31 protein-coding genes are annotated in these 22,518 nt (G+C 44.3%); 14 read left to right on the top strand and 17 right to left on the bottom strand.

Translation table 11 applies throughout. The features are described 5' to 3' along the window. Window positions 1-30 precede the first annotated feature (30 nt). From WC407_RS05040 to WC407_RS05015, 6 genes are read right to left on the bottom strand one after another with little or no spacing between them, the layout of a single operon-like run. On the bottom strand, window positions 31-693 hold the full coding sequence (locus WC407_RS05040) for a response regulator transcription factor (RefSeq protein ID WP_373021481.1): 663 nt from the start codon (window positions 691-693) through the stop codon (window positions 31-33). Between the two features lie 49 nt (window positions 694-742). Then, window positions 743-1,900: a tol-pal system YbgF family protein gene (locus tag WC407_RS05035; protein ID WP_373021480.1), complete on the bottom strand. Its 1,158-nt coding sequence runs from the start codon at window positions 1,898-1,900 to the stop codon at window positions 743-745. Window positions 1,901-1,931: 31 nt separating this feature from the next. Then, window positions 1,932-2,258 carry a type II toxin-antitoxin system PemK/MazF family toxin gene (locus tag WC407_RS05030; RefSeq protein WP_373021479.1) on the bottom strand — a complete coding sequence of 109 codons (327 nt, stop codon included), beginning with the start codon at window positions 2,256-2,258 and terminating at the stop codon, window positions 1,932-1,934. After that, complete coding sequence (locus tag WC407_RS05025) at window positions 2,248-2,445, bottom strand: hypothetical protein (protein ID WP_373021478.1); 198 nt, start codon at window positions 2,443-2,445, stop codon at window positions 2,248-2,250. The genes WC407_RS05030 and WC407_RS05025 overlap by 11 nt, the downstream gene beginning before the upstream one ends. 35 nt (window positions 2,446-2,480) lie before the next feature. Then, window positions 2,481-4,619: a ferrous iron transport protein B gene (gene feoB, locus WC407_RS05020; RefSeq protein ID WP_373021477.1), complete on the bottom strand. Its 2,139-nt coding sequence runs from the start codon at window positions 4,617-4,619 to the stop codon at window positions 2,481-2,483. Then, window positions 4,609-4,854, bottom strand: a complete 246-nt coding sequence (locus tag WC407_RS05015) for a ferrous iron transport protein A (RefSeq protein ID WP_373021476.1) — start codon at window positions 4,852-4,854, stop codon at window positions 4,609-4,611. Before WC407_RS05015 ends, feoB begins: the two co-directional genes overlap by 11 nt. A gap of 129 nt (window positions 4,855-4,983) precedes the next feature. On the opposite strand from WC407_RS05015, the gene WC407_RS05010 reads away from it, so the two are divergent. Further along, window positions 4,984-5,532 carry a phosphatidylcholine/phosphatidylserine synthase gene (locus WC407_RS05010; protein WP_373021475.1) on the top strand — a complete coding sequence of 183 codons (549 nt, stop codon included), beginning with the start codon at window positions 4,984-4,986 and terminating at the stop codon, window positions 5,530-5,532. Here the strand turns inward: WC407_RS05010 and WC407_RS05005 are convergent. The 3 genes from WC407_RS05005 to WC407_RS04995 all read right to left on the bottom strand — a co-directional run bounded on the left by WC407_RS05005 (window position 5,527) and on the right by WC407_RS04995 (window position 8,264). Further along, window positions 5,527-6,834: a DNA recombination protein RmuC gene (locus WC407_RS05005; RefSeq protein WP_373021474.1), complete on the bottom strand. Its 1,308-nt coding sequence runs from the start codon at window positions 6,832-6,834 to the stop codon at window positions 5,527-5,529. The genes WC407_RS05010 and WC407_RS05005 overlap by 6 nt on opposite strands. A gap of 66 nt (window positions 6,835-6,900) precedes the next feature. After that, window positions 6,901-7,818, bottom strand: coding sequence for an SPFH domain-containing protein (locus tag WC407_RS05000; RefSeq protein WP_373021473.1), 918 nt, complete (start codon window positions 7,816-7,818; stop codon window positions 6,901-6,903). Between the two features lie 11 nt (window positions 7,819-7,829). Then, the gene (locus WC407_RS04995; RefSeq protein ID WP_373021472.1) at window positions 7,830-8,264 is read right to left on the bottom strand and encodes an NfeD family protein; all 435 of its coding nucleotides are present in this window, start codon (window positions 8,262-8,264) and stop codon (window positions 7,830-7,832) included. A gap of 98 nt (window positions 8,265-8,362) precedes the next feature. Here WC407_RS04995 and WC407_RS04990 point away from each other — a divergent pair, with 98 nt between their 5' ends. Then, the gene (locus WC407_RS04990) at window positions 8,363-8,776 is read left to right on the top strand and encodes a YchJ family protein (RefSeq protein WP_373021471.1); all 414 of its coding nucleotides are present in this window, start codon (window positions 8,363-8,365) and stop codon (window positions 8,774-8,776) included. On the opposite strand, the gene WC407_RS04985 is transcribed toward WC407_RS04990, so the two are convergent. Continuing rightward, a complete protein-coding gene (locus tag WC407_RS04985) occupies window positions 8,754-9,560 on the bottom strand; it encodes a formylglycine-generating enzyme family protein (protein ID WP_373021470.1) in 807 nt (268 codons plus the stop codon). The genes WC407_RS04990 and WC407_RS04985 overlap by 23 nt on opposite strands. Before the next feature lie 193 nt (window positions 9,561-9,753). Between WC407_RS04985 and rho the strand changes: the two genes are divergently transcribed. The 5 genes from rho to WC407_RS04960 all read left to right on the top strand — a co-directional run bounded on the left by rho (window position 9,754) and on the right by WC407_RS04960 (window position 14,178). Then, window positions 9,754-11,073: a transcription termination factor Rho gene (rho, locus tag WC407_RS04980; RefSeq protein ID WP_373021469.1), complete on the top strand. Its 1,320-nt coding sequence runs from the start codon at window positions 9,754-9,756 to the stop codon at window positions 11,071-11,073. A gap of 4 nt (window positions 11,074-11,077) precedes the next feature. Next, window positions 11,078-11,830 carry a glutamate racemase gene (gene murI, locus WC407_RS04975; RefSeq protein WP_373021468.1) on the top strand — a complete coding sequence of 251 codons (753 nt, stop codon included), beginning with the start codon at window positions 11,078-11,080 and terminating at the stop codon, window positions 11,828-11,830. Then, complete coding sequence (locus WC407_RS04970; protein ID WP_373021466.1) at window positions 11,827-13,413, top strand: DNA polymerase III subunit gamma/tau; 1,587 nt, start codon at window positions 11,827-11,829, stop codon at window positions 13,411-13,413. The genes murI and WC407_RS04970 overlap by 4 nt, the downstream gene beginning before the upstream one ends. A gap of 189 nt (window positions 13,414-13,602) precedes the next feature. Beyond that, a complete protein-coding gene (locus WC407_RS04965; RefSeq protein WP_295051972.1) occupies window positions 13,603-13,821 on the top strand; it encodes a cold-shock protein in 219 nt (72 codons plus the stop codon). A gap of 171 nt (window positions 13,822-13,992) precedes the next feature. Further along, a complete protein-coding gene (locus WC407_RS04960) occupies window positions 13,993-14,178 on the top strand; it encodes a hypothetical protein (protein ID WP_373021465.1) in 186 nt (61 codons plus the stop codon). 3 nt (window positions 14,179-14,181) lie between these two features. Here WC407_RS04960 and WC407_RS04955 read toward each other — a convergent pair whose 3' ends face one another. Then, on the bottom strand, window positions 14,182-14,658 hold the full coding sequence (locus WC407_RS04955) for a DsrE family protein (RefSeq protein ID WP_373021464.1): 477 nt from the start codon (window positions 14,656-14,658) through the stop codon (window positions 14,182-14,184). A 126-nt stretch (window positions 14,659-14,784) separates the two neighbouring features. On the opposite strand from WC407_RS04955, the gene WC407_RS04950 reads away from it, so the two are divergent. Genes WC407_RS04950 through WC407_RS04940 form a run of 3 tightly spaced genes read left to right on the top strand, consistent with a single transcriptional unit; the run spans window position 14,785 to window position 15,974 of the window. Beyond that, on the top strand, window positions 14,785-15,144 hold the full coding sequence (locus WC407_RS04950; RefSeq protein ID WP_373021463.1) for a cupin domain-containing protein: 360 nt from the start codon (window positions 14,785-14,787) through the stop codon (window positions 15,142-15,144). Next, complete coding sequence (locus WC407_RS04945) at window positions 15,141-15,773, top strand: HAD family hydrolase (RefSeq protein WP_373021462.1); 633 nt, start codon at window positions 15,141-15,143, stop codon at window positions 15,771-15,773. Before WC407_RS04950 ends, WC407_RS04945 begins: the two co-directional genes overlap by 4 nt. A 9-nt stretch (window positions 15,774-15,782) precedes the next feature. Further along, window positions 15,783-15,974: a YwbE family protein gene (locus WC407_RS04940; protein ID WP_294870613.1), complete on the top strand. Its 192-nt coding sequence runs from the start codon at window positions 15,783-15,785 to the stop codon at window positions 15,972-15,974. Here WC407_RS04940 and WC407_RS04935 read toward each other — a convergent pair. The 6 genes from WC407_RS04935 to WC407_RS04910 form a co-directional block, all read right to left on the bottom strand. Further along, on the bottom strand, window positions 15,971-16,354 hold the full coding sequence (locus WC407_RS04935) for a HEPN domain-containing protein (RefSeq protein ID WP_373021461.1): 384 nt from the start codon (window positions 16,352-16,354) through the stop codon (window positions 15,971-15,973). The two genes, WC407_RS04940 and WC407_RS04935, sit on opposite strands and share 4 nt — an antisense overlap. Continuing rightward, window positions 16,347-16,652, bottom strand: a complete 306-nt coding sequence (locus WC407_RS04930) for a nucleotidyltransferase domain-containing protein (protein ID WP_373021460.1) — start codon at window positions 16,650-16,652, stop codon at window positions 16,347-16,349. Before WC407_RS04930 ends, WC407_RS04935 begins: the two co-directional genes overlap by 8 nt. A gap of 97 nt (window positions 16,653-16,749) precedes the next feature. Then, window positions 16,750-17,679 (bottom strand): hypothetical protein, encoded by a 930-nt coding sequence (locus WC407_RS04925; protein WP_373021459.1) that lies wholly within the window; start codon window positions 17,677-17,679, stop codon window positions 16,750-16,752. An 87-nt stretch (window positions 17,680-17,766) separates the two neighbouring features. Continuing rightward, window positions 17,767-18,417 (bottom strand): 3-methyladenine DNA glycosylase, encoded by a 651-nt coding sequence (locus WC407_RS04920; protein ID WP_373021458.1) that lies wholly within the window; start codon window positions 18,415-18,417, stop codon window positions 17,767-17,769. After that, window positions 18,418-19,227: a YmdB family metallophosphoesterase gene (locus WC407_RS04915; RefSeq protein ID WP_373021457.1), complete on the bottom strand. Its 810-nt coding sequence runs from the start codon at window positions 19,225-19,227 to the stop codon at window positions 18,418-18,420. Continuing rightward, window positions 19,224-19,805 (bottom strand): hypothetical protein, encoded by a 582-nt coding sequence (locus WC407_RS04910; RefSeq protein WP_373021455.1) that lies wholly within the window; start codon window positions 19,803-19,805, stop codon window positions 19,224-19,226. Before WC407_RS04910 ends, WC407_RS04915 begins: the two co-directional genes overlap by 4 nt. An 80-nt stretch (window positions 19,806-19,885) precedes the next feature. Between WC407_RS04910 and WC407_RS04905 the strand changes: the two genes are divergently transcribed. From WC407_RS04905 to WC407_RS04890, 4 genes are all read left to right on the top strand, one after another. Then, entirely contained in the window at window positions 19,886-20,383 is a 498-nt protein-coding gene (locus WC407_RS04905; protein ID WP_373021454.1) for a M48 family metallopeptidase, read from the top strand. A 42-nt stretch (window positions 20,384-20,425) separates the two neighbouring features. After that, entirely contained in the window at window positions 20,426-21,118 is a 693-nt protein-coding gene (locus WC407_RS04900) for a response regulator transcription factor (protein WP_373021452.1), read from the top strand. Continuing rightward, window positions 21,105-22,277, top strand: coding sequence for a sensor histidine kinase (locus WC407_RS04895; protein WP_373021451.1), 1,173 nt, complete (start codon window positions 21,105-21,107; stop codon window positions 22,275-22,277). Before WC407_RS04900 ends, WC407_RS04895 begins: the two co-directional genes overlap by 14 nt. A 66-nt stretch (window positions 22,278-22,343) precedes the next feature. After that, complete coding sequence (locus WC407_RS04890) at window positions 22,344-22,517, top strand: hypothetical protein (protein WP_373021450.1); 174 nt, start codon at window positions 22,344-22,346, stop codon at window positions 22,515-22,517. Window position 22,518: the final 1 nt, after the last annotated feature.

Below are 22,518 nucleotides of genomic sequence, written 5' to 3'. Positions count from 1 at the left end.
TCGGGCAGAGAATATTCAAAATCACTCTTTTCATTTCAGTAATTTATAGCCAATGCCTCGGATCGATTCGACAAGAGTTTTATCTCCGATTTTGTTTCGGATTCGTCCCATCATCACGTCAATACTTTTGTTTGACGAATCTTCGTTGATCGCTGCAACATTATGGATCAAATCTTCTCTGGAAACGACCATCCCTTGTTTTTTGATCATATGTGCCAAAATTCCGTATTCGGCATTGGTAAGTTCTAATGGACGGTTTTTGTAGCTGATCTGCATCGCCGATTCATTCAATTTGAAATCGCACGCACTCTCGGAAGCGGCAACGGAAGCGGCATCGTAGCGGCGTAAAACGGAGTGAATACGCGCTTCGAGTTCTCTAGGGTCATAGGGTTTTGGAAGATAATCATCGGCACCCAATTCCAGTGCATTAATTTTATCGGTGACATCGGAGCGTGCCGAAGAGATAATAATCGGAATATTCTGACGTGCACGAATCGCTTCACACACTTCGAGTCCGTCCATCCCCGGCAACGTCAAATCCAAAATGACCGCATCAAACTTTTCAAGCTTGAGGATACTAAGCGCTTTAAACGGATCGTCTTCCGTCGTCACTTCAAAATCGTACTGCTCTAAAAATTCGGTCAATATCTCGGCAAGTTCGAGATCGTCTTCTATCATTAATATTTTACTCATAGTGGTATTGTAACTCAGGGAGGGTTAATAGTTTCCTAATGCCTGCCATTTACGCCCGATGCAAATGGGTCTTAAATGTCTCGATATAGCTTCGGATTCTTTGTTTTACTTCTTCACCATCAGTTGCCCTCTCAATCCATCTGTAAAGTTCATCAAAGCCCCATCCTGAATATTTTACATCTTTATATTTTTCTAACCATGACTGCAATTCTGAATCTTGTAGAGACGTTTTGGCATTTTGAAGGAGAAGAAGCATATCGATAATTGCCATATCTTTAGATGTTTGATTCAATTTCTCTAACAATATCTTATCATCAGAAATAGGCTTATCTAAGATAACTTCAATTTCAAGCTTATTTTGTATAGCGAGTATTAATACCTCCCTAATCCGCTCTATTTTAGAGTCTTTATAAGTTGTGATAAATTTCTCATAAATTTTGATCGCTTCGTCAGGTTTATTCAGTTGACCTAATGTAATCCCTTTCTTGATTTTTGCTATAGCTACTGACTCTATAATTTCATCTATTTTAGAATCAGTATAAGTAGAAATTAGTTCATCATAAATTTTGATTGCTTCGTCAGTTTTATCCATTTCACTTAATGTAACTCCTTTATTAAATATCGACATTACAACTTTTACGCTAATCGTCTCATTTTGACTTTTTGCATAACTGCGTATTATCTCATCATAACTTTTTAGGGCTTCGGTATATTGTTTATTCCTACCATATCCAACAGCATTTTCAAACATGATTTGTATCGTTTTGACATCAACATTATCTTCAAAGAGTTTGATTTTATCATTCATAATTTTTTCAAAATGTACTTCTTTTTCTGCGAAGTCTTTTGCTTTTTCCTTTACCCATTTATCAAACTGTTTTTGCGCCTCTTCTTGTGCTGTATTTTTTGCTTCTGAAATAGCACTATTTCTTGAAGACCATGCCACAAAGATCAAAACAATTGTTACTAGTGTTCCAAAGATACTCAATGCTGTCGTAAATCTATCCACACTACTACTAATGTCACCCACTCTTTCTTTTGTGTCTTCAGTAATTTGCGTGTATTTTGTGAGCTCCTCTTTTGTCGTATCTAACTTCTCTTCGATTTTTTCAATTTTTTTATTGGTTTTGTCCGATTGATGTGAAACTTCCGCAAAACCAATCGTTGCAAAAAACAGTGTTAGGAGTAAAAAAAAGAGTATTTTCATAGAGAGCCTTATTATGTTTTGATTTTATGGATTAGAAGATTTCATCGCAAAAGTGTTTTTTGATTTTTTCTAAGCTAGCAAGATTGATTTGAGCGAGTTTTTTATCGGCATTTTGGGTCGAGATCGTAAAACATTTATCGTATTTGACAAACGAGCGAAGTTTTAATTCTCCCTCTGAAAGATCATCAGAATGAATTTCAAAAAGATTGCTTTGTTTGACGTTTGAAGTGATCTGAAAACAGACGATATCCCCATATTCGTTCTCATTTTTGACAACGAGGACGGGTCTTTTTTTAGCGGAAAGTAAATCGGTGTAGGGAAAAGAGATCAGGATGATATCGCCGACTTTACAGCTCATCCCACGCCTTGTCCTCATCATTGTCCCACGTTGCAGACATAGACGTTTGTTGAAGATTTTTGAGAGATTTAATGTCATCTTCCAATGGAATAATAATCACTTCACTCTTGACGTTCATCTCTTGGAGTATATCGATGACATGTTGTCTATCAGCGGTCGTGCTAACGATTTCTCGGTACGCTACCATTTCCTAACTCCTTTTTTGATAATTATACACCTTTTTTAACTCAGCCACAAAGTAACGTGATAGGCAATGAATGCGAGGGTATACGCAACCGTAGTCGTAAAAATAAATAAATAGCCAAAATATTTAATCCCCCCCGCCTCACGGGTAAAGACGACCGATGCCGCCAAGCACGGCAGATAGGTCATAATAACCACAATAAACGCTACCGCAGAGGCAAACGGGATGTGATCGTGAATTGCGTTGATCAGTGAATTATTGGCCTCCGTTGCATCGCTCCCCAGTGAATAGAGCACCCCCATCGTCGATACGACGACCTCTTTTGCCGCCAATCCCGTCTGCAGAGCTACCGCCATTTTCCAATCAAATCCCAGTGGCGCAAAGGCCGGTTCAATAACATGTCCGATGCGTCCTAAGAAGCTCTGAGAGAGCTGTTCCTCGGCCAATTGATTTTGAAGTGTTTTTATCTCAGATTGAGAAGCGGCCATTTCGATTTTATGGGTAAATTGTCTCTCCAACTCTCCATTTTTCGGATAGGTGCTCAAAAACCAGACCAATAACGATGCAGCGGCGATAAACGTCCCTGCTTTTTTAAGGTACATCATGGTTTTCGTCAATACCGTATGCCAAATCAATTTAAATGAAGGGAGGCGGTATTTGGGCATCTCCATAACAAACGGCTCATCAATCCCTTTGAATGCAGTGATTTTAAGTATTTTAGCCGCGACCAAACCGATCATTGCCCCTAGGATATAAATACCGAATAATACATTTCCCGCCATTTCAGGTCCGAAAAAAGCCCCCGTAAACAGAACATATACGGGAAGTCTCGCACCACAGCTCATAAACCCGATCACAAAAAGGGTCAAAAGACGATCACGGTCATTTTTAAGAATCCGCGCCGACATATAGGCAGGGATAGAACACCCGAATCCCGTAACAAGAGGGATAAACGATTGTCCGTGCAACCCGAACTTGTGAAAAAATCCGTCCAGTAAAAAAGCGACCCGCGACATATATCCCGTCGCTTCCAACAAGGCAATTCCTACAAACAAGATAACAATATTAGGGATAAAAAGGACAACTGCCCCTACCCCTGCAATCACACCATCCACGACCAATGAACGAAACGCCTCATTGGGTATCGTCGCACCGACCACTCCCCCGAACCAGCCGAAAAAAGCACTGATCCAGTCCATCGGAATACTTCCGATCTCAAATGTGAGCTGAAACAGCGACCACATAAAAAATAAAAAGAGGGGTATCCCGAAAAAGGGGTGGATTAAAACCGCATCGATTTTTTCCGTTGTCGTCTTTTGCTCAACCGTTTTCGGTTTAACTTTGAGTGTTTCGGCAATAATACCCCGATTAAATGCAAGATACTCCTCCGCAAAAATTTCCTTGACATCTTCGGTGTCATGGTGCAGTGCTATATGGTGATCCGCTTCGATCAACATCGGTTGTAATTCAGTCCAAATCGGATTTTTATGCAGGGTGCGATACGTTTTTTTCTCTTGCTGCAAAAGGTTAATGGCGATGTTACGGTTGGAAATAGCCGCTTTGAAACGATGGCGATTTAGATAATCGCTCAAGAGAGTAATCTCCTCTTCGACCGCTTCGCTAAAGATCAATTTTTGTTCCTGATATACCTCTTCGTGTACCTTTATCACAGCATGCATCAGGGTATCCAAACCTGTCTTGGCTGCCGCAGAAACGCGGACACAAGGGATCCCTAATAACTGAGATAAATAAGGGGCATTGATCTCGATCCCCTCGCGATCCGCTTCATCGCTCATATTGAGAGCAATCACCAGTTTTTTGCTCATCGTCATAAGCTCGGCAGTGAGTTGAAGGTTCTTTTCCATATTGGTCGAATCGAGAACATTAATAATCAAATCGTACGTTTCATTGGTCAAAAACTCGTGCGTTACCCGCTCTTCAATCGAATAATCGGTAAAGGCGTACGTTCCGGGGAGATCGACGACGGTGAAATGATATCCGTTGTATTCAAATAACACTTCGGTCTTCTCGACCGTTACTCCGGTAAAATTCCCGACATGCAGCCGTGCATTGCCGATTGAGTTTATCAGCATACTTTTACCGACATTGGGTTGACCTACGAGGGCAATTTTAAGTTTTTTGCCATCGAGATGACATACCTCTGAATTATCGGACATTGCTCACCTCGATTAACTCCGCTTCTTCTTTGCGCAATGCCAAACTCACGCTCCCTACTTTGATCTCAAACGTACTTTTTGTAGGGGAACATTCGAGCATTTTAACCTCAGAACCTTTCATTAATCCAAACGACATAAGCCGCTGCTTCAAAGGGCCAGTAGCGTTAATCTTTACCACGGTTGCCACCCCCCCTTTACTGCATGCGCTCAAAAGTGTCATCGTATCTTTATTCATAATTCAAACCAATCGTCATTGTTATTGTAAAATTATAGCACGAACAATTGACAATCATTCTCAAATTAGACCTTACTTGACAATCCTCCTTAAGGGTTAGCTATAATTCCACAAAAAAACAGGAATCCGATGCAATTCTTATGGCGTTCAACCAGTCACTTTAATCTTGCCAACTTAGTAACCATGGCAAATATCACCTGCGGTCTTCTCGCCACCTATTTTATTACCCAAGAAAAATTTATTATTGCCGTTGTCTTAGCATGGATGGGTGGAGCATTCGATATTTTTGATGGGAAAATTGCACGTAAATATGGCCTCTCCAATGAATTCGGCATTCAGCTCGATTCCTTCGCCGACTTTCTCAGCTTCGTCCTTGTCCCGACATTCTTTATCTTTCAGGGAGTCTATACCCATCTTGAAGGAATCCCCCTCATCATCGCCTCTATTGCATCGATCTATTACGTCATCAGCGGTCTGCGCCGTCTTATTCAGTTTAATATTAATGCCGATGTCGGAGAAGTAGCGAAACATTTTACGGGAGTTCCGACACCGCTAGGAGCGATTCTTTTGTGGCTCGTATGGTTGGGGTCAGGATTTATCGGATGGATGGGGGTGCTCGCCCTGATGATACTCATCGGAGCGTTGTTAAACTCTAAAGTAAAGATTCCGCACTTATAAAATCTCTTCCTCTTCCCCCTCGATCAACGAGGAGGGAAGCATCTTTTTCGGCTTCAATCCCAGTTTCCGCATCGATTCCACACGACGAATCAAGTTCCCTTTTCCGGTAGAGAGCTTGTTCATCGCCCCCTCATAGCTTTTTTGGGTGCGTCCGATCTGCTCACCGATTTTCTCCATATCTTCCACAAACGCTACCAGTTTTTCGTACAGTGCTTCGGCCGATTCGGCAATCGCTTTGGCATTGCGTTCTTGGTATTCGCTTCGCCAGATATGCTCGATGGTGCGGAGTGTCACGAGAAGAGTGGAGGGAGAGACGACGACGATATTTTGCTCATACGCTGTTTTGAAGAAAGTATTGTCCTGCTCCAGCGCGAGAAGGAACGCCCCCTCGATCGGCATAAAGAGGAGGACGAAATCAAGCGTCCGCACGCCACTGAGCTGTTCGTACCGTTTGCCGCTCAGTCCTTTTATATGGGCATGAATCGAGAGGAGGTGCTGTTTGAGGGCATGGGCACGCGCTTCATCGTTTTCGGCTCGGATAAACGCATCGTACGCCACCAGAGAGACTTTTGAATCGATAATGATATCTTTATTTTGCGGCAAATGGACGATGACGTCGGGACGGAACTTTTTCCCCTCTTCATCGCTGTAAGTATTTTGGGTTTCATACTCATGCCCCTCGCGAAGTCCCGATTCCTCTAAAATACGTTCCAACACGATCTCTCCCCAGTTCCCCTGAGTTTTGTTCTCTCCCTTAAGCGCTTGGGTCAGATTGATCGCATCTTGGCTTAGCCGTTCGTTGAGGGTTTTGAGGCGGAGGATTTCGTCTTTGATGCTTTGGCGCTCTTTCGCATCGTGAATAAACTGCTCTTTGCTCTGGGTCGCAAATTGGGTAATTTGTTCGCGGAACGGTTTGAGGAGAAGGTCAAGCCCTTTGGTATGGGCTTCATCAAATGTTTTCGCTTTTTGTTCAAATATCTGTGACGCCAACTGCTCAAACTGTACTTTCATTTGCAGTTTCGCTTCATCGAGCAAACGGATTTTCTCCTCAAAAGCACGCGCTGACTCTTCATGTCTTGTGTGAAGCACCGCGAAATCGCGCTCAAGCGTATGGTATTCGTTCCGCTGTGTTTCCAGTTTGCTTTGGGATTCGAGTCGTAGCGTATGCTCGTTGTTCATCATCTCTTGAAGTTGAAGGGATTGAGACTGGAGAACGGAGAGTTCCTGACGGGAGCGGATCCACGCTCCTGTGGCTGCGAGAGCGGCTATAAGGGCTAAAGGGAGAAGAATTTCAAGTATCATGACCATCAACTTTTTTAACCATTATAACAATTTCCCCTTAGCGGCTAAAAAAAATGGCAGATTGCCCTATTTTTTCTCCCCTAAAGCTCTCCCCAAATACCCTAATGCTCCGACGGCACCCGTCAAACTTTGCTGCCAATCGGCAGGCATGAATACCACTTTAGAGCTTGCCGACTCACTCAAATTTTTCACACTGTCGATATAACGTTGCGCAAGAAGATAGTGAGGAGAGGCTTCGCCGCCTGCAAATCCTTGTGCAACGATTACCATTGACTTGCGATCCCCTTCGGCCAATTCCACTTTGGCCTGAGCCTCAAGTTTTGCCGCTTCCAATCTCCCTTCCGCCTGCAAAATAACCGACTGCTTCTGCCCTTCGGCCTGAGCAATGGCGGCTCGTCTTTGCCCGTCCGCAATCAAAATTGCCGCTTCGCGTTCACGATCCGCCGCCGCTTGACGCTCCATCGCCTCTTGAAGATTCGGGCTAGGACGGATATCCTGAACTTCCAGATTACCCAGCGTCAGCCCCCATCCGCTCAATGAATCACGGATTTTTCCTGCGACCTCTGCTTTGATGACATCACGCTGCGAGAGGGATTCATTGAGAGTCATCCCCCCGATCACGGCACGCAGTGTCGTCATGGTCATGTTGGCAACCGCGCTCTCGAAATTGCTGATCGAGTACGACGCTTTCCCCGGATCGGTCACCCGGTAAAACACAACAGCACTGATGATGACGACGGCATTGTCTTTGGTAATGACCTCTTGTTCCCGCGTTTGCTGAATCAACTCTTTCGTCACAATTCGATAAGCAACAATATCGACAATGGGGATGAGCAGATGCAATCCCGGCAACAGCGTCGTATGGTATTTACCCAGCCGCTCAACAACCCACTCTTCCCCCTGCGGAACGATCCGTACCATCTGAGAGAGGGTATACACCACCGCAACAACCAAAACGAATGAAAAAACAATACTTGCATCCATACGAAATCCTTTTAAATTTTTTCTACTATCAGCGTATTACCGCGAAGTTGAACGATTCGAATTTCAACATGCGGATCTATTTCCCCACTTTGTGAAAGTGCCAACCAACGTCGTGCACCTACCACAGGTTCATACAGTTCCACTTCCCCTTCAGTATTGGGAGAAAGTGACATTAAACTCATCCCTTTTATCCCTATAAATTCATTGTGTGTTCCGATCGGGTCTTCCTCGTCATTACCTATCCGCCGCTTTTGAAAGACAATAGCTCCGATAATCATAAACAACGATGCAATCAGCACCTGAGCGAAAAGGGATGAGGGGAGTAAAAAAGCCACTGCGGCGGCAGCTAAAAATCCCACCCCCGCGAACATCGCGAAAAAGGTCGGCAATAGCATCTCAACGACAAGAGCCGCGACCCCCAAGATAAGCCAAATATAATAAGACATAATCACAACCTTGATTTTCTTTACACTGTAGAGTACATACTTCACACTTATGTCATCCTGATTAACAAAAATAAGTGTTATTGAATTATTATACGGTTATGAAACTATCACCCAATACACCTTGCCCATGTCACAGCGGCAAAAAATACAAGCAGTGCTGTCACCCCTATCACAAAGGGATACTCCCCTCCGACGCACAAAAACTGATGCGTTCGAGATACAGTGCTTTCGCCCTGAATCTAGCCGATTATATTATGGAGACTACCCATCCAAACAACTCCGATTATACGAAGCATAAAGAGAATTGGGAAAAAAGCATCTTGGAGTTTTCTCAAAACACCCGTTTTTTAGGGTTAAAGATCCGTGAGTATAGTGATGGAGAAGAGGTCGCGTATGTGAGCTTTGAAGCGATACTTGATCATGGCTCTCTCATAGAGAAAAGCCGTTTTTTGAAGGTTGAGGGAAAATGGCTCTACGAGAGCGGAGAGTTTACTGAAGCGGATTCCCGTTAATAACCAGTCTAAATCCAAGATCATTAGAGACAAAATCGGGGCGTGAGTAACCGCGAAACGAACTGCGCAAACACATATACCCGGTTTTGTAGCTTCCGCCGCGCCGTACTTTAAATGACTCCCCCTCACTTCCGCCGATGCGAGGGGAACCGTCGATCGGAGCACCTATATAATTGGCAAAAAAGTCATCCTCACACCACTCCCATACATTGCCGATCAAATCATAAATACCGAGACGATTAGGGGTTTTTCCCCCTACAACACCCGTCCGGCCGTTAGAGCTGTACTCATAAATAGCATAATCGTCCAAAAGTGCTTCGGAGTCGCCGAACGTAAAGCGGGTGTTTCCCCCCGCTTTCACCACATATTCCCATTGGGATTCGGTAGGGAGTGCATAAAGACGGCTTTTCCCCTCATAACGATTGAGTAATTCAACAAACGCTTTGGCATCAAACCAACTCACCTGCTCGACCGGATGGCGGCGGGAGCTCTCCTCTTCCACTTTGTCGTTTTTAAAATAGGAGGGGTTTACGCGGGTCAGTTTAAAATACTGTTCCTGCGTAACGGGGTATTTGGCAATCCAAAATCCCCCTAAGGTAACGGAGTGGTGAGGGGATTCGACGTCACCTCCCTCGTTATGCTGAGGGTTCCGTCCCATCGTAAACTCTCCGCCGTCAATATAAACAAACTCCATTCCGATCGAATTGGTAAAATCTTTGGGAGTTTCCACAACCGTCTCAACTTCGATGATGACTTCGGTTTTCTTTTTTAAAAAATCGAACAAATGAAACCTTTTTCAAAAATATGTTTTTTTATTACTTGAATTCAATTATAGCAAAAACCGTTCACACTTTTTCCATCCTTGACAACCTGCCAAGCGATAGTTTATAATGTCGCTAACAAACATAAATGACCTGTCAATGACATCTCACCCAAATCTCGCCGATTAAATCCACACACTTTAAGGCATTTCACGAATGAGCGAAACCTCAAAAACCCCTCGAAATAACTCAAAAAACCGTACCCACATCCCTGTAGAAGGGTTTACTATTGAAGCACTTCGGACTAAAAAGCTCGAAGATCTATTAGAGATTGCTACCTCTCTAAACATCGAAGACCCGAATGAGCTGAAACGTCAAGACCTCATTTTTGAAATTCTCAAAACCCAAGTACAGCAAGGGGGATTCATCCTCTTTACGGGAATTTTGGAGATTATGCAAGACGGTTACGGATTTTTACGTGCCGTGGATCAAAGCTTTAGCGACTCATTACACGATGCGTATGTCTCCAGCACCCAAATCCGGCGCTTTGCCCTTCGTAACGGGGATATCGTTACGGGTCAAGTACGTGCGCCCAAAGATCAGGAGCGCTATTACGCCCTCCTCAAAGTCGAAGCGATCAACTACCTCCCGCCCGAAGAGTCTAAAAAACGTCCTCTCTTCGAAAACCTTACCCCCCTCTATGCATTAGAGCAAATCAAACTCGAATACCAGCCGACCAAACTGACCGGCCGTATGATGGATCTGTTTTCTCCGATCGGTAAAGGGCAACGCGGTCTTATCGTTGCACCTCCGCGATCCGGTAAAACAGAACTTATGAAAGAGATCGCCCACGGGGTCACCAGCAACCACCCCGAAGTGGAACTGATGGTTCTCCTCGTCGATGAACGCCCCGAAGAGGTAACCGACATGGAGCGCTCCGTCAAAGGGGAAGTGTACAGCTCTACGTTCGACGAACCGGCAAAAAATCACGTCAAAGTAGCCGAAATGGTAATTGAGCGTGCAAAACGGCGCGTTGAGTTGGGCAAAGACGTCGTGATCCTCCTTGACTCGATCACCCGACTTGCCCGTGCCTACAACACCGTTACCCCAAGCTCAGGAAAAGTCCTCTCAGGGGGAGTTGATGCCAACGCTCTGCACAAACCGAAACGTTTCTTCGGTGCGGCACGTAACATCGAAAACGGCGGAAGTCTCACGATTATCGCTACCGCCCTTGTCGATACGGGGAGCCGTATGGACGAAGTTATTTTCGAAGAGTTCAAAGGGACCGGTAACTCCGAAGTTGTCCTCAGCCGCAAAATCTCTGATCGCCGTATCTTCCCGGCGATCGATATCCTCAAATCGGGTACCCGCAAAGAGGAACTCCTTTTGGGACCGGATGTACTCCAAAAAGTATTCGTCCTTCGCTCTATGCTGCATAAACAAGAAGACGAAGTCGAAGCATTGAAATTCCTCTACAACACCATGCTCAAAAGCAAAAGCAATATCGAGTTTCTCGATAGCATGAACGACGGTTAAAGCAATGAGAGTCGGAGTCTTTGATAGCGGTGTCGGAGGCTTGAGCGTTGTCAAGTCTCTGCTGGAGCACAAACTTTTCGAAGAGATCATCTATTTCGGTGATACCGCCCGCGTCCCTTACGGGGTTAAAGATCAGAACACGATTATCCGATACTCCCTCGAAGCTCTCGAATTTTTCAAAAACTTTGACATCGATCTCCTCATCACCGCCTGCAATACCGTCAGCGCGTATGCCCTTGATGAGATGCGTCTGCACAGCGAATACGATGTAATCGGTGTGGTTGAGCCGGGTGTACTAGCCCTCAAAAATGCGATTGCCGATACCGACGCCTCTATCCTGATCCTCGGAACCAAAGCAACCGTCAAATCGGGAGCGTATGAAAAAGGGCTTAACGAGTTGGGCTATAACAACCTCAATGCGAAAGCGACGGGGCTTCTCGTCCCTATCGTCGAAGAGGGGTTGTACGAGGGGGAAGTACTTGAGAGTGTTTTACACCATTATTTCGGTGATTTAAACACGACTCCCGACGCTATTATTCTCGGATGTACCCACTTTCCCCTTATCTCCGGAGCAATTGAGCGTTATTTTGAAGGGAAAAGCACCCTGATCCATTCGGGTGAAGCAATCGTCGAATATCTGGAAAAGCATTACGACTTTACAACACGTTATGAGCATACCGAATGTAAATTTTTCGCCTCTGAAAATCCGGAGGGTCTTCGTCGTACCGCCAAAATATGGTTAGGAGAGACATTATGAGCGTATCTGAGGTTTTAGCCTTAAAATATCGGCCTCGTCGTTTTGAAGAGCTCATCGGGCAAGAGAGTATCTCTCAAACCCTCTCCCTCGCTCTCGATACCGGACGACTTTCGCACGCTTACCTTTTCTCCGGATTGCGCGGTTCGGGTAAAACCTCGACGGCACGTATTTTTGCCAAATCACTCATCTGCGAAAACGGCCCCACTTCCGCACCCTGCGATGTGTGCAGCCACTGTGTGATGGCAAATGAGGGACGGCATATCGATATTATCGAAATGGACGCCGCATCAAGCCGTAAAATCGACGACATCCGCGATTTGATCGAGCATACCAAATACCGCCCGGCCAGCGCAAACGTAAAAATCTTCATCATCGATGAAGTACACATGCTTACCAAAGAGGCGCATAATGCCCTCCTTAAAACCCTCGAAGAGCCGCCGTCGTATGTGAAGTTTATCCTCGCGACCACCGATCCGCTCAAACTCCCTCCGACGATACTCAGCCGGACGCAGCATTTCCGTTTTAAACGGATCAGCCACCCAAACATCGTCCACCATTTGACCCATATTCTCCATTTGGAGAAAATTGAGTTTCAAAACGAAGCCCTCGATATTTTGGCACGGAGCGGTTCAGGAAGTCTGCGTGACACCCTCACCCTTCTCGATCAGGCGATCATCTATTCCAAAGGGTTCGTCGATGTCAAAACCGTTGCCGATATGCTGGGACTGCTCGATCCTGCCTACATTGATACCCTTTTTGGATCGGTATTTGCCAAAGACCGTCATGCGTTGACCCTCATGCTTAAAGAACTTGAAGCCTATGAAGCGGAGATGGTAGTCGATGAACTGATCGCCTATCTCAAAGAACGCCTCTATGAGAGCGATCACCGGTTCAGTCCGCTTGTTATCGAGCGGTTTTTTCGAATACTCAGCGATGCAAAAACTCTTTTTACTATCAATGCCGACGGCGGATTTGTCCTTTCGCTCGCCCTCTTCAAAATGATCGAAGCGTTGAAAATCAAAGAGATAGACGAGATGATCGAATCGCTCGAATCACGCACGCCACATCAGGAAGCTCCGATTAAAACCCCGGCTCCTGAACCGATGCATATCCATGTCACACAGAGTGTTCCGGTAAAATCCCAATTCGAACAGCTTTGTGAGCGCATTCGTGACCGAAACATTGATCTGGGAAAATGTTTTGAGAGCAACGTCACCTTTCTATCCTATGAAGAGCCTACCCTGACCTGGGAGAGCTGTGCAGAAGGGGAAGATAAAGAGCTCCTCAAAAACAGCTTCGGCATTATCCGCCAATTCGTCCGCGAAGTCTACGGCATCGAAACGCAAATTCGCTCACAAGGGTGCACAAAAACCCCTCCTCCTCCCGAGCCGGTAGAAGTTCCGAGTGAAGTAACAGACTCGATGGTCGAAGAGGCTGAAATCGGGGTAGGAAGCTGCGTCAGCCAGTGCGACGAGACCAGTATCAAAGAGTTTGACGGTTCCGATGTCCTCAAAGAACCGATGATTGTAAAAGCGGCAGAACTGTTTGAAGCGACTAAAATTACGGTTCAATCAAAGGTTTAACTAAAAAGCTTGCTATTAAGTTTTTTTTCAGGTATAATACGGGTATTGAAAGATGATTTAGAGTTTCATCTTTGGTTTGCTTTTTATTGAAGACCTTTTAGTTAACAGTACGATCTACCATAAGAATACTCCACTTTATATTTTCGACCACTTTGGCAACGAAGTGTATAACAACAAAAAGGGTCTATTATGGCAGAAGTACTAAACGGAACAGTTAAATGGTTCAACAGCGAAAAAGGTTTTGGATTTATCCAACAAGATAACGGCGGAAAAGATGTATTCGTACATTTCCGTCAAATCAACAGCACTGGTTATGGCCGTGTTTCTCTTGACGAAGGTCAAAAAGTGACTTACACAGTAGGTCAAGGTGATAAAGGTCCACAAGCAGAAAACGTTACAGCACTGTAACTCTCCGCTTGGGCAGAATTTATTCTGCCCACCTCTTTAAACACTTCTTTTAAGATACTCTAGAGTGTTTTAACAGAATTCCTCCTATCTCCAGCACTACCTCGACAGCATTATTATCAACGTTCCACCCTCTTTCATACGTAATCGATACCGATTTTAAAGGATACCGCAATGGAAAGCAGAGAAGCCGTTTTAGACGCCCTAAAGCATGGTAAAAAACTCACCAGCAATGTCACCGGATTACAATACCATCTTATCGATGGAAAACTTCACGCTCGACACGGTGAAAAAAATGACTGGCACGAAAGTGAATTGTGCTTTGACAATCCCCCCTCTTGGCTCAATCTTCGAGACTAACCGTTAATGGACGGGGATGTACGCATACCCGTCATTTTGCGCATCAATCAAATAAACGTCTTTTATCGCATCGGCATGGACAAATGGATATAGTGTCTCCATCTTGATCCCTCTTGCTTTCATCCCTGCTGAACACATTTTGAATGTCACGTGATAGTCGTCATTAAGCTCTTTAAACACCGCTCTGAATTTCGGCTGTATCTCAAGAGCACTTTTGTCTGTGGCATAGGGAGATTCTGCCAGCTCCTCGATAAAATATTTATAGGCATCACCCGAAATGACCACTATCGTCTTAAACTCTTTATTCTGCCCCTTATAATGTGCGGTAACATTTTTGATACTTTTGATCATCTCTTTTTCGATTTTAGCACTATCGCCGCTTGTCACATCATAAACGGCTTTTGCTTCATTCGCATGCACCGCGCTCGCTCCGAGTATATACGTTACAACCCCTATTTTTAACCATTTTCCAAATTCCATTTTATTTAGCCTCTTTTTTAACTCGAAGTCTAACCAATTTATTGTTTACTCTATCGTACACTCAAAATAGAAAAATGAAACCGATTCTATGCTACTCTTTCACACTTTTACTGTTACGAGGCTACTATGTTCATCCACAAAAAAATCGATACCATTGAACCGACTCTCCAAAAAGCGGGCAAAGGGGTAGCAATGAAAATGCTCCTCTCTCCCGACGAATCCCCCAACTTCGCCATGCGTAATTTCACCATCGATGCGGGCGGTCATATGCCTCTGCACACCAACACGGTAGAGCATGAGCAATATGTCCTCAGCGGGCGGGCAGAAGTCGTCATCGGAGACCGAACCATTGAAGCGGGTGCCGGAGATGTTCTTCTCATCCCTGCAGGAGTTCCCCACAGCTATAAGACACTCGGAGATGAAACCTACAGCTTTTTATGTCTTGTCCCCAAGGGGACAGATATTATCGAAGTGTTAGCCTGTTGAAAAAACAGATCCTTTTTGACAACGACGGCGTCCTCGTCGATACCGAGTACTGGTACTTCACCGCCAGCGCCGAGATATTAAGCTCCAAAGGGTTTCATCTGAGCGAGGATCGCTACCGCGACATTATGATCGCGGGAGAGAGTGCCTTTTTGATCGCCGAAGAGGCGGGCGTGCCGATCAGCGAAACCGACAAATGGCGCACACTCCGAAACGACCTCTATCAGCACTATCTCCGCACCGAAGAGATCGCTATCCCCGGTGTCAAAGAAGTGCTTGCCGAGCTCTCAGAGCGTTATCGGATGGGGATCGTCACCTCAGCCCTACGATGCGATTTCGACCTCATCCACGCCGACAGAGGGATAACCGATTATATGGAGTTCGTCCTCTGCAGCGGAGAATACCCCCGTGCCAAACCCTACCCCGATCCGTATCTCTTAGGATTGGAGCGTCTTGGGGGAGAGAAACACGAAACAATCATCGTCGAGGATTCGGAGCGGGGACTACGTTCCGCCGTTGCGGCGGGAATCGATTGCGTCATCGTCCACAACCGATTTACCGAAAGTCACAATTTCAGCGCGGCAGCGCATCGGATCAAAACGCTCGAAGAATTACTGACACTACTCAACTAAGGATAAATAATGGACGGCAAAGAACGAAAAAATATCATGTCGGGCAAACGGGTGAGCATCGTCCTCAAAGAGGATCAATCTACAGGGAGACTCACCGAGGGGGTCGTTCGTGACATCCTCACCAAATCACCAAACCATCCGCACGGGATAAAGGTGAGATTGATGAGCGGGGAAGTGGGACGGGTTAAAGAGGTATTTTAAGCGCAGATATTTTTGATTGTCTCGTAAAGTTCCTGCGTTTTTACAATATACGCTTTGGTTTGTTCTTTTGAGGGAGAGAAGATAATCGGCATTGGATAACGTGATGCGATGTAAAATCCGTTGAGCTTTGTCATTGTCTCGACATAATCATCAAATTTTAAAACACTGTCGACCTCAGCCAACAGCTCTACCAAATCGTGTACTTTTGTAATCTTCTTATTCTCGTATGCCAATAGTGCTTTGAGACATTTTTCAGACGCTTGCTGTAGCGAAAATCCGATCTTATCGGTATAAAAATCGTTTCTGTCTAAAAGAATCGCCTCTTCTACATCTTTGTGTGCGAAAGATAACCACTCCTTCGCCGCCGTTGTATTACCCATACATAACCTTGGCGTTATAGTAAAGGTCATTAAACGCGAGATCATTGGTCGAGAGTTTCGCCGATAACGCTTCGGGTGTAACGTAGATGATGTCGAGAGGAATACGGACGTTTTGGCGGTAAAGTTCACGGCGCACCTGCACATCTTCATCACTGCAATGCTCGGTTACGACGAGAAAATCAAGATCACTCTCGCTGTTCATCGTCCCCGTCGCACCGCTACCGAATAAAAGGAGTTTTTGGGGTTGAGCGATGCGGATGATCGTATCGCTGATTTTCATAATATCGTTTTCACTCATACACGCCCCCTCTTTTGTTCATTTTGGTAAATTATAGCACAAACGGAGGAGTGAAAAAGTGAAATGAGGTTTAAAGAGTAGCCTACACTCTTTTACTTTATTGCAATTTTGAAGAAGTTGAAATCAGTGTTTTTATTCTATAACGTCTATATTCATCATACACAGCTATAAATAAAAATAGTATTGCTATTCCAAATGTCCCTAAAGCAACTAACCAATATTTATAATCTTTAACATGTTGTTCTATTTTTTTAATCTCTAATTGACCTGCTTTATTACTCAATGTTTTTGTATCAAAACTTTCTCCAATAACTTTTACATTAGCTTCTAGTATTGTTTTTGATTGTTTATTATAAATTTCAACATCATATTTATCAACTATATTATTCGGAAATACTAACATAATTCCCAGAGCAAAATAGAGTAATCCAGTGATCCATAGTATACTCCTTCGGAACCAATTATTTCTTTGCTGTTGAGGCATTTGAATTGTTTTTATTTCTCCTAAACTTGCGATTCTATGTGCCCAAGATATGTCGTTTGTAAAAATATCAACTTTTTCATTTGCATATTTTTCATCTAAAGATGCCAATGCTTGGAATGAAAAAGATTCATTACATCTAAAAAGTCCGAGTTGGAATTCAACATTATTTTTATTAATAATAGAGCTTGCTACTTGAAGCTCATTTGCTGTGGAAGTTACTTTAAACTCAATCCATGCACATTCTCCCGGTAATATGCACCGTAATGACTGTTCAACCATCTCTTTAGTTATATCTACAGAACCTTCATTTACTAAATAACCACTAATCAAAATAACATTTTTCTGAATTGGCGTGTCTTTATACAATAAAGTAAGATTTGGGATTTTCTTTGCAAAGTCTTCTAATAACGTAACTGACTGTTCTCGCACGAATGTGATTTTTGCCGGATATTTTGTACGACGTATTGCAAAATATATACCTGCAACTCCTAATATAACTGTTATTACTATACCTATGATTCCAAGTATGTCTGAAAATGACATTTAATTAAATACCTTATGTTTTATTTTATATATAGTAACTAAATATTCAAAGCTAATCAAGTTTTATTTTAATAAATCCATTACAAACTAAATAGTCGAGCTAATCCGCTCGACATTCACCACTTTCCCCTTACTATTCCCCTTCACATACTCCACTATCATCCCGTGAAACCGCGCAAACGCGGCAGGAAGCTGAACGGTGTCGAAATAGCTGCGTGTCCCAGCTTCGCACCACTCCTGCAGCTCCGCGTAACTCTCGAACTCGTATCCAAACGCGTTTAACAGCCGCGCGGTATAAGCATCGACGACCATTGCAGGGCGGGCGCAGGCGTAGCAGAGGATGCTATCCGCCGTTTCGGGGCCGATCCCCTTTTGGCTTAACAGCCATTCGCGGTCGACACTCAGCACAAAGCTCTCGAAATCGCCGAATTCCTCGATCATGTTATACGACAAACGGATGAGATTAGAAGCTTTGGCTTTGAACAGACCGCTCGGGCGGATCAGCTCCATCAGGCTTTCAGGATGGCATTGAGAGAGGACGGAAGGATCGAGCATCTCACGGCTTCGGAGGTTCTCGAGGGAGACTTCGACGCGGCTCCATTGGGTGTTTTGGGTCAGCAAAGCCCCGACGACGACTTCAAAAGTGCCATACGCAGGCCACCACAGCGGCGGAGAATCTTCTAAAAGTTTTAATTTTTCGAGTGCGCTGAAAAGCTCCCAAGAATCAGAGAGTTCCATTTATTCCTCTACCCACGCATCGGTACGGAATACCCGTCCGTCATCGAAGATTTTGAGTTTGAACGCTTCGGTGCAGCTCCCCTCTTCCAATGTCATGATAGCGATTTGGAGAATTTTGCGGCATTTTTCGGGAACTTCGAACCGTCCCGCGACACCCGTCAAAAAACGATCCAGCGGTACTTTGGCATCCATTCCGATGACGTTATCTCGACATCCGCTGAGACCGATATCGGTCATATACGCCGTCCCTTTTAGAATCTGAAAATCGTCGCTCCCCACATGGGTATGGGTACCGATGAGTCCGCTAACGCTTCCTTGAAGCAACATCATCATCGCACGCTTTTCACTGCTCGCTTCGGCGTGGAAATCGAGGAAGATATGTTCAATCCCCTCTTCTTTTAGTTGTGCGACGGTATCACGTGCGCATCGGAAAGCGTTATCGACGTAGGGCATTCCGTAGTGTCCCATGATGTTGAGGACAGCGAGTTTTTCCCCTGCCACCTCAAAGATACGGCATCCGCTCCCCGGTACCCCCGCAGGATAGTTGTGGGGGCGAAGGAGGGGAAAAGTCTCCATCAAAAGGATAATATCTTTTTTGTCCCACGTGTGGTTGCCGCCGCTCATCACATCGATCCCGCTCTCAAACAGTTCATGGGCATTTTTGACGGTGAGACCAAAACCGTGGGAAGCATTTTCGTAGTTGGCGATGACGAAATCGATTCCGTACTCCCGCCGAAGCCTCATTACATGCTCTTTAATCATGACCCGACCCGGACGGCCGACGACATCTCCTATAAACGCTATTTTCACTCTTTCTCCTCTTTGAGATCCTCTCTAAGCTCTGCACTTCTCTGACGAAAGTTCTCACTGTCACCGTAATCGAAGAATTTTTTATAATGATTGTGCATCGATTTAACCCGTGATGCGTGGCGTATCGGACACCAATATTGTTCGGTTCGACCGGCAATTTCGGAAATATACCCCATAAGAGCGTTGAAATAGCTGCAGTAAAGGCAATTGAGTTTTTCGATGCTGTTTAGATATGCCAGTCGATGACGGTCGATGATCATATAATCGCTCCGTTTGACTTTGGTGATTTTGTAAATCGGAAAACATACCCACTGATAGAGCGTTACAAAACCATCCAATAACAAAGCAGGGATCAAAACCGACCAAATCACGGGAGCACTCAACAGATGCAATATCGGTGCTGTTGCCAAATAGCGCAGCAATCCCTGACGCTCTTTCTTATAGGAAGCAAGTATCTCTTCGCGTTTCTTCGTTATCTCACAGGTAAATTGCTCATACTCCTTATGGAGTTCCGCTTCCAGTTCGGATTCGAGTGCTTTGATCTTGGCAACAAGTTCGTCGATCTTTTGATGTTCCATCCCGAACCTTTCGCGCACCGCTCTAATGTTATATCTCACTATCGAAAGTGTACCTAAACAATACTTTTGTATTATTTCACATGCTAAAATACATCAACGGTTATAATGAGACGATTAAAACGCAGATAGCGGCGTTGGTTCACCAAAACAAACTCGGCGAGTATATCCTCTCGCGCTATCCCGACACCCATACCTACACTACCGATAAAACACTGTATGACTACGTCATAGAGCTGAAAAATGCCCATCTGCGCAATGCCGCACCGATAGCCAAAGTCCTCTATGACACCAAAATCCGCGATCTCCAGTCTGCGCTGGGAACCCATACCTTTGTCTCACGGGTACAGGGGGGGAAATTAAAAGCCAAAAATGAGATACGGATATCCCATCTCTTCAAAAAAGCACCCGAGCCTTTTTTACGGATGATCGTTGCCCACGAACTGGCACATCTCAAAGAAAAAGAGCACAACAAAGCGTTTTACTCTCTCTGCGCTCACATCGAACCTTTATATCATCAACTTGAATTTGATGTACGACTTTATCTTACCGTTCTTGATACCGCAGGAGAGCTTTATTAACCCATTTGCTCTATAATTAGGGGAAAAAACAGGGATGAGATCATGCACAAAAATAAATCGCCCCTCAACTTACGTATCCTCTTCCTCGAAGACGATCCGACCCTCTCGGACATTATCGAAGAGTTTTTAAGTGAACAAGGATACGATGTTACCTGTGTGTATGATGGAGAAGCCGCACTCGATATCGGATACGAACAATCCTTTGATCTATTTTTATTTGATGTGAAAGTCCCTTATTACAACGGATTCGATGTGTTGAGTACCCTCAGAGGTGCCAACAAATTTGCCCCTGCCATTTTTATGACCTCATTGAACAGTATTGAAGATCTCTCCACGGCATACGATGTAGGGTGTGATGATTATCTCAAAAAACCGTTCGAGCTCAAGGAACTGGAACTCCGGATCAAGGCACTCATTAAACGCTCTGGTGCCTTAACTACGCAAGAAACAGTAAAAATCAAAGATGATATTGTATTTGACACCAAACACGGACGTCTCATCCAAAACGGTCAAGAGATTGTTCTTGCCCGTAAAGAGGCAAAAATTCTCAAAGTACTCTTATCGCATCCTGATGATATTATCAGCTCTCAAATTCTCATCGACTCCGCATGGGATTTTCAAGAAGAGGCGACCGAAGAGAGCGTCCGCACCCATATCAAAAATTTGCGCAAACATTTAGGAAAAGAGACCATCCTAAACATACGCGGTCAAGGGTACTGCATTGCACGGACCTGAACGCAAATCACTTATCCGCTTCGTATCACTCTTCGTCGTCCTCAATACGATTTTTCTCCTCATTATCTCAACGATGTATTACATCTATCAAAAAAACATCTTTCTCGAAGTGCGGCATAACTCGATTCTCTATTATTCCGGTAATATCCAGCATCACATCTATCCGTCTAAAAATATCGCTGAATTCAAAGGGCATTTGAGCAAAGACCCCCGTTTTGAAGTGGGGTTTTTTACCGAAGACAAAAAACCTCTCTATCTCTCTAAACCCGAGCTTTCGTTCCCCTTTCGTACCGGATTTTTTGAATACGCTCACCACTATTATTATATCGATACCTTGGAGCTCAAGTATCTCAAAAAAATTCGATATATCGTTATCCAAGCCAATAGCATTGATGCCGAATTAGAGCGAACCCGTATCAGTATTTACCTCTTTCTTGTGTTCTCCATTTTCTTTTTATCGATCGTTATCTATGCCCTATCCAAACTTTTCCTCCATCCTCTGCGTGACACCATTGCACAGCTGGATCGTTTTATCCGTGATACGACTCATGAACTTAACACCCCACTCTCGGTTATCACGATGAGTATTGAGCAACTCAATAAAGAACACCTCGATACCAAACAACTCAAACAAATCAATCGGATTACGGTAGCCTCACGAACTATCTCCAATCTCTACAATGATCTTACTTTTCTGATGATGTATGAGAACAATAAGAACAACGACGTGCCCAACGATCTTTTATCGATATTTGAAGAGCGTATAGAGTATTTTCATCCTCTCGCTGAAGCCAAAAGAATTTCCATCCATACCGATCTGCGCCCCTCTATTCTCCTCATGGATCGTGAAAAGATGATCCGTATTATCGACAATCTCCTTTCCAATGCGATTAAATACAACAAAATTTCCGGAAAAATATATATTTCCCTCACCGCACACTCTTTAAGTGTCAGTGATACCGGTATCGGTATTCCCCATGATAAATTAGCTCAAATTTTCGAGCGCTATACCCGCTTTGATGAAGCCAACGGCGGTTTTGGAATCGGACTCAATATTATTCAGATGATTTGTGAGGAATATCACCTTAATGTCGTAGTCAACTCTGAACTTTCTATCGGGACGACCTTTATTATAAGCTGGGAAAAAAGTTCACACTAAGTTCACATATTCAGGATTATACTATCACCGATACAGCAATGTATAAACCCAATCTAAGGATCTCTGATGAAAAAGATTATTGCACTTGTGATGGCTCTTGGCCTTGTTTCTGTATTTGCGGCAGACGCTGCTAAACCTGCTTCTCCGGCCAAAGTAAAAACGGAGAAAAAAGTCGAAAAGAAAGTTGAAAAGAAAGAAGAGAAAAAAGTCGAAACCAAAACGGAAGCTAAAAAAATGTAAT

The sequence above is a fragment of the Sulfuricurvum sp. genome (assembly GCF_041651515.1).
Lineage (GTDB): Bacteria > Campylobacterota > Campylobacteria > Campylobacterales > Sulfurimonadaceae > Sulfuricurvum.
Note: the sequence above shows the minus strand (reverse complement) of the source record. Positions and strands in the feature narration are given on the sequence as shown.

What these genes read in the sequence shown, in the direction of transcription:
- WC407_RS05040 (WP_373021481.1), bottom strand. Translation starts at nt 693, where the DNA reads ATGAGTAAAATATTAATGATAGAAGACGATCTCGAACTTGCCGAGATA.
- WC407_RS05035 (WP_373021480.1), bottom strand. Translation starts at nt 1,900, where the DNA reads ATGAAAATACTCTTTTTTTTACTCCTAACACTGTTTTTTGCAACGATT.
- WC407_RS05030 (WP_373021479.1), bottom strand. Translation starts at nt 2,258, where the DNA reads ATGAGCTGTAAAGTCGGCGATATCATCCTGATCTCTTTTCCCTACACC.
- WC407_RS05025 (WP_373021478.1), bottom strand. Translation starts at nt 2,445, where the DNA reads ATGGTAGCGTACCGAGAAATCGTTAGCACGACCGCTGATAGACAACAT.
- feoB (WP_373021477.1), bottom strand. Translation starts at nt 4,619, where the DNA reads ATGTCCGATAATTCAGAGGTATGTCATCTCGATGGCAAAAAACTTAAA.
- WC407_RS05015 (WP_373021476.1), bottom strand. Translation starts at nt 4,854, where the DNA reads ATGAATAAAGATACGATGACACTTTTGAGCGCATGCAGTAAAGGGGGG.
- WC407_RS05010 (WP_373021475.1), top strand. Translation starts at nt 4,984, where the DNA reads ATGCAATTCTTATGGCGTTCAACCAGTCACTTTAATCTTGCCAACTTA.
- WC407_RS05005 (WP_373021474.1), bottom strand. Translation starts at nt 6,834, where the DNA reads ATGATACTTGAAATTCTTCTCCCTTTAGCCCTTATAGCCGCTCTCGCA.
- WC407_RS05000 (WP_373021473.1), bottom strand. Translation starts at nt 7,818, where the DNA reads ATGGATGCAAGTATTGTTTTTTCATTCGTTTTGGTTGTTGCGGTGGTG.
- WC407_RS04995 (WP_373021472.1), bottom strand. Translation starts at nt 8,264, where the DNA reads ATGTCTTATTATATTTGGCTTATCTTGGGGGTCGCGGCTCTTGTCGTT.
- WC407_RS04990 (WP_373021471.1), top strand. Translation starts at nt 8,363, where the DNA reads ATGAAACTATCACCCAATACACCTTGCCCATGTCACAGCGGCAAAAAA.
- rho (WP_373021469.1), top strand. Translation starts at nt 9,754, where the DNA reads ATGAGCGAAACCTCAAAAACCCCTCGAAATAACTCAAAAAACCGTACC.
- murI (WP_373021468.1), top strand. Translation starts at nt 11,078, where the DNA reads ATGAGAGTCGGAGTCTTTGATAGCGGTGTCGGAGGCTTGAGCGTTGTC.
- WC407_RS04970 (WP_373021466.1), top strand. Translation starts at nt 11,827, where the DNA reads ATGAGCGTATCTGAGGTTTTAGCCTTAAAATATCGGCCTCGTCGTTTT.
- WC407_RS04965 (WP_295051972.1), top strand. Translation starts at nt 13,603, where the DNA reads ATGGCAGAAGTACTAAACGGAACAGTTAAATGGTTCAACAGCGAAAAA.
- WC407_RS04960 (WP_373021465.1), top strand. Translation starts at nt 13,993, where the DNA reads ATGGAAAGCAGAGAAGCCGTTTTAGACGCCCTAAAGCATGGTAAAAAA.
- WC407_RS04955 (WP_373021464.1), bottom strand. Translation starts at nt 14,658, where the DNA reads ATGGAATTTGGAAAATGGTTAAAAATAGGGGTTGTAACGTATATACTC.
- WC407_RS04950 (WP_373021463.1), top strand. Translation starts at nt 14,785, where the DNA reads ATGTTCATCCACAAAAAAATCGATACCATTGAACCGACTCTCCAAAAA.
- WC407_RS04940 (WP_294870613.1), top strand. Translation starts at nt 15,783, where the DNA reads ATGGACGGCAAAGAACGAAAAAATATCATGTCGGGCAAACGGGTGAGC.
- WC407_RS04935 (WP_373021461.1), bottom strand. Translation starts at nt 16,354, where the DNA reads ATGGGTAATACAACGGCGGCGAAGGAGTGGTTATCTTTCGCACACAAA.
- WC407_RS04930 (WP_373021460.1), bottom strand. Translation starts at nt 16,652, where the DNA reads ATGAGTGAAAACGATATTATGAAAATCAGCGATACGATCATCCGCATC.
- WC407_RS04925 (WP_373021459.1), bottom strand. Translation starts at nt 17,679, where the DNA reads ATGTCATTTTCAGACATACTTGGAATCATAGGTATAGTAATAACAGTT.
- WC407_RS04920 (WP_373021458.1), bottom strand. Translation starts at nt 18,417, where the DNA reads ATGGAACTCTCTGATTCTTGGGAGCTTTTCAGCGCACTCGAAAAATTA.
- WC407_RS04910 (WP_373021455.1), bottom strand. Translation starts at nt 19,805, where the DNA reads ATGGAACATCAAAAGATCGACGAACTTGTTGCCAAGATCAAAGCACTC.
- WC407_RS04905 (WP_373021454.1), top strand. Translation starts at nt 19,886, where the DNA reads ATGCTAAAATACATCAACGGTTATAATGAGACGATTAAAACGCAGATA.
- WC407_RS04900 (WP_373021452.1), top strand. Translation starts at nt 20,426, where the DNA reads ATGCACAAAAATAAATCGCCCCTCAACTTACGTATCCTCTTCCTCGAA.
- WC407_RS04890 (WP_373021450.1), top strand. Translation starts at nt 22,344, where the DNA reads ATGAAAAAGATTATTGCACTTGTGATGGCTCTTGGCCTTGTTTCTGTA.